The organism is Streptomyces sp. NPDC059455 (genome assembly GCF_042750115.1).
GTDB classification, from domain to species: domain Bacteria; phylum Actinomycetota; class Actinomycetes; order Streptomycetales; family Streptomycetaceae; genus Streptomyces; species Streptomyces endocoffeicus.
Genome location: NZ_JBHYVB010000214.1, coordinates 1082 through 4457, shown reverse-complemented (window position 1 = coordinate 4457; position 3376 = coordinate 1082). Strand labels below are relative to the sequence as shown.

Sequence of the window (3376 nt, the reverse complement as noted above, 5' to 3'; positions counted from 1 at the left end):
TGGGCGGCCGCGCGACAGCGCGCGGGCGCGCCCGGCGGCGCGGGCGCCCCGCGCCCCCCCCCGGCTGTCGTTGAAGAGGGCCTGAGGGGCGCTGGGGTCTTCCGGCGGGGGGTACCTCCCAGCGGTAGCTGGGGGCGAGCTGAAGGGGCGCGTCGCTGTCGAAAGGGAGAGCGCGCGCAGGGAGCGAGGGCTGCGATCGATATGCGGCTCCGCCGCGTGGGCGACCGAGCACGGTCGACCGTCGACAGGGGGCACCTCCCAGCGGTAGCTGGGGGAGACTGAAGCGCCCCGGAGGCGAACCGAGCCCTCAAAAGAGGCGAACCGAGCCCTCAAAAAAGGGGGGCGCTCGTCAGTTGCCCCGGCGGAGGGCGTCCGTCAGGCGGGCCGCCGCGTCGATGACCGCCTGGGCGTGCATGCGGCCCGGGTGGCGGGTCAGCCGCTCGATCGGTCCGGAGACCGAGACGGCGGCGACCACGCGGTTGGACGGGCCGCGTACGGGCGCGGAGACGGACGCCACGCCGGGCTCCCGCTCGCCGATCGACTGGGCCCAGCCCCGCCGCCGTACGCCCGACAGGGCCGTGGCGGTGAAGCGGGCCCCCTGGAGTCCGCGGTGCAGCCGCTCGGGCTCCTCCCAGGCCATCAGCACCTGGGCGGCCGAGCCGGCCTTCATGGGGAGCGTGGAGCCGACCGGCACGGTGTCCCGCAGTCCGGACAGCCGCTCGGCCGCGGCGACACAGATGCGCATGTCTCCCTGGCGCCGGTAGAGCTGCGCGCTCTCGCCGGTCACGTCCCGGAGATGGGTGAGTACGGGCCCGGCCGTGGCGAGCAGCCGGTCCTCGCCCGCGGCGGCCGCCAGCTCGGCCAGGCGGGGGCCCAGGATGAAGCGCCCCTGCATGTCACGTGCCACCATCCGGTGGTGCTCGAGGGCCACCGCCAGCCGGTGCGCCGTCGGGCGGGCGAGGCCGGTCGCCCCGACCAGCCCGGCGAGGGTTGCCGGACCGGACTCGAGGGCGCTCAGAACCAGAGCCGCCTTGTCGAGAACGCCGACACCGCTAGTGTTGTCCATGGGACGATACTCGCGTCTCACACTGTGAAACGCAAGTTCAATTTCCCGGGATACCCCCCACCCTGTAAATGGCGGGCCCGCGGACCAGGGCACGCACTCGACTCGAGTTTGGGCCGGCACTGGCGCCGGTCGGAGGGAATGCGATGGGACGGACACTCGCGGAGAAGGTCTGGGACGACCATGTCGTCCGGCGCGCCGAAGGCGAGCCTGACCTGCTCTTCATCGATCTGCATCTGCTGCACGAGGTGACCAGCCCGCAGGCGTTCGACGGCCTGCGCAAGGCCGGCCGCACGGTCCGTCGTACTGATCTCACCCTCGCGACCGAGGACCACAACACCCCCACCCTCGACATCGACAAGCCGATCGCGGACCCCGTCTCCCGCGCCCAGTTGGAGACGCTGCGCAAGAACTGCGCGGAGTTCGGTGTCCGGCTGCACCCGCTCGGCGATGTCGAGCAGGGCGTCGTCCACGTGGTGGGACCGCAGCTGGGACTGACCCAGCCGGGGACGACCGTGGTCTGCGGTGACAGCCACACCTCGACCCACGGCGCCTTCGGCGCGCTCGCGTTCGGCATCGGCACCAGCCAGGTCGAGCATGTGCTGGCCACCCAGACGCTGCCGCTCGCGCCGTTCAAGACCATGGCGATCACCGTCGAGGGTGAGCTGCCCGAGAGCGTCACCGCCAAGGACCTGATCCTGGCGATCATCGCGAAGATCGGCACCGGCGGCGGCCAGGGCTATGTGATCGAGTACCGCGGCTCCGCCATCGAGAAGCTCTCGATGGAGGCCCGGATGACCGTGTGCAACATGTCCATCGAGGCGGGCGCCCGCGCGGGCATGATCGCCCCGGACGAGACGACCTTCGCCTATCTGGAGGGCCGCCCGCACGCCCCCCAGGGCGCCGACTGGGACGCCGCCCTCGCGTACTGGCGCACCCTGCGCGGTGACGACGACGCCGTCTTCGACCGTGAGGTCGTCATCGACGCCTCCGAACTCGCCCCGTTCGTCACCTGGGGCACCAACCCCGGCCAGGGCGCGCCGCTGTCGGAGTCGGTCCCGGACCCGGCCTCCTTCGAGGACGCCAGCGAGAGCTACGCCGCCGAGAAGGCCCTGGAGTACATGGGTCTGACGGCCGGTCAGCCGCTGCGCGACATCAAGGTGGACACGGTCTTCGTCGGCTCCTGCACCAACGGGCGGATCGAGGACCTGCGCTCCGCCGCCTCGGTGCTGTCCGGCCGTGCGGTGGCCGACGGTGTACGGATGTTGGTGGTCCCCGGCTCGGTGCGGGTCGCCCTCCAGGCCGTCGAGGAGGGGCTGGACAAGGTGTTCACCGCCGCGGGGGCCGAATGGCGGCACGCGGGCTGCTCGATGTGCCTGGGCATGAACCCCGACCAGCTCGCCCCCGGGGAGCGGTCGGCGTCCACGTCCAACCGCAACTTCGAGGGCCGGCAGGGCAAGGGCGGCCGGACCCACCTGGTCTCGCCGCAGGTCGCCGCCGCCACCGCGGTGCTGGGCCATCTGGCCTCGCCCGCTGACCTGTCCGACGCCGCCGTATCGACTCCTGTGGGGGCCTGAGCAGTCATGGAAGCATTCACCACGCACACCGGCCGGGCCGTCCCGCTGCGCCGCAGCAACGTGGACACGGACCAGATCATCCCGGCGCACTGGCTCAAGAAGGTCACCCGCGACGGCTTCGAGGACGGCCTCTTCGAGGCGTGGCGCAAGGACCCGGAGTTCGTGCTCAACAAGGCCGAGTACAAGGGTGGAACGGTTCTGGTGGCCGGTCCCGACTTCGGCACCGGCTCCTCGCGCGAGCACGCGGTGTGGGCGCTGCAGAACTACGGCTTCAAGGCCGTCATCTCCCCCCGCTTCGCCGACATCTTCCGGGGCAACTCGCTCAAGAACGGGCTGCTGACCGTCGTCCTGCCGCAGGAGACCGTGGACCGGCTGTGGAAGCTGGTCGAGGCGGACCCCACCGCGGAGGTCACCGTGGACCTCGTCGAGCGCCAGGTCCGGGCCGAGGGCATCACGGCTGATTTTGAGCTTGACGAGAATGCCCGGTGGCGACTCCTGGAGGGCCTGGACGACATCAGTCTCACCCTCAGGGAGGAGGACTCGATCGCCTCGTACGAGGCGCGTCGCCCCTCCTACAAGCCCAGCACCGTGGAGGTCTGACCCCCCGGTTCTCCCTGTACAGAGCGGGTTTGGCAAGATGCGCGCGCGGGGGCCCCCGCCGGGGGCGCCGGCGGGCGTTTTGGGCGCCGGTTGGGACTAAACACGCCCTATTGTGAAAAAATATTGTTTTTTCGTC

General features: G+C 71.1%; 3 protein-coding genes. 2 read left to right on the top strand and 1 reads right to left on the bottom strand.

Going from position 1 to position 3376, the window contains the following annotated elements; translation table 11 throughout:
- Nucleotides 1-349 precede the first annotated feature (349 nt).
- Nucleotides 350-1066 (bottom strand): IclR family transcriptional regulator NdgR, encoded by a 717-nt coding sequence (gene ndgR, locus ACFXB5_RS44585; protein WP_030834082.1) that lies wholly within the window; start codon nt 1064-1066, stop codon nt 350-352.
- Between the two features lie 143 nt (nt 1067-1209).
- Here ndgR and leuC point away from each other — a divergent pair, with 143 nt between their 5' ends.
- Entirely contained in the window at nt 1210-2640 is a 1431-nt protein-coding gene (gene leuC, locus ACFXB5_RS44580; RefSeq protein ID WP_385219559.1) for a 3-isopropylmalate dehydratase large subunit, read from the top strand.
- A gap of 6 nt (nt 2641-2646) precedes the next feature.
- Entirely contained in the window at nt 2647-3240 is a 594-nt protein-coding gene (gene leuD, locus ACFXB5_RS44575; protein WP_385219557.1) for a 3-isopropylmalate dehydratase small subunit, read from the top strand.
- The last annotated feature ends 136 nt before the right edge of the window (nt 3241-3376 follow it).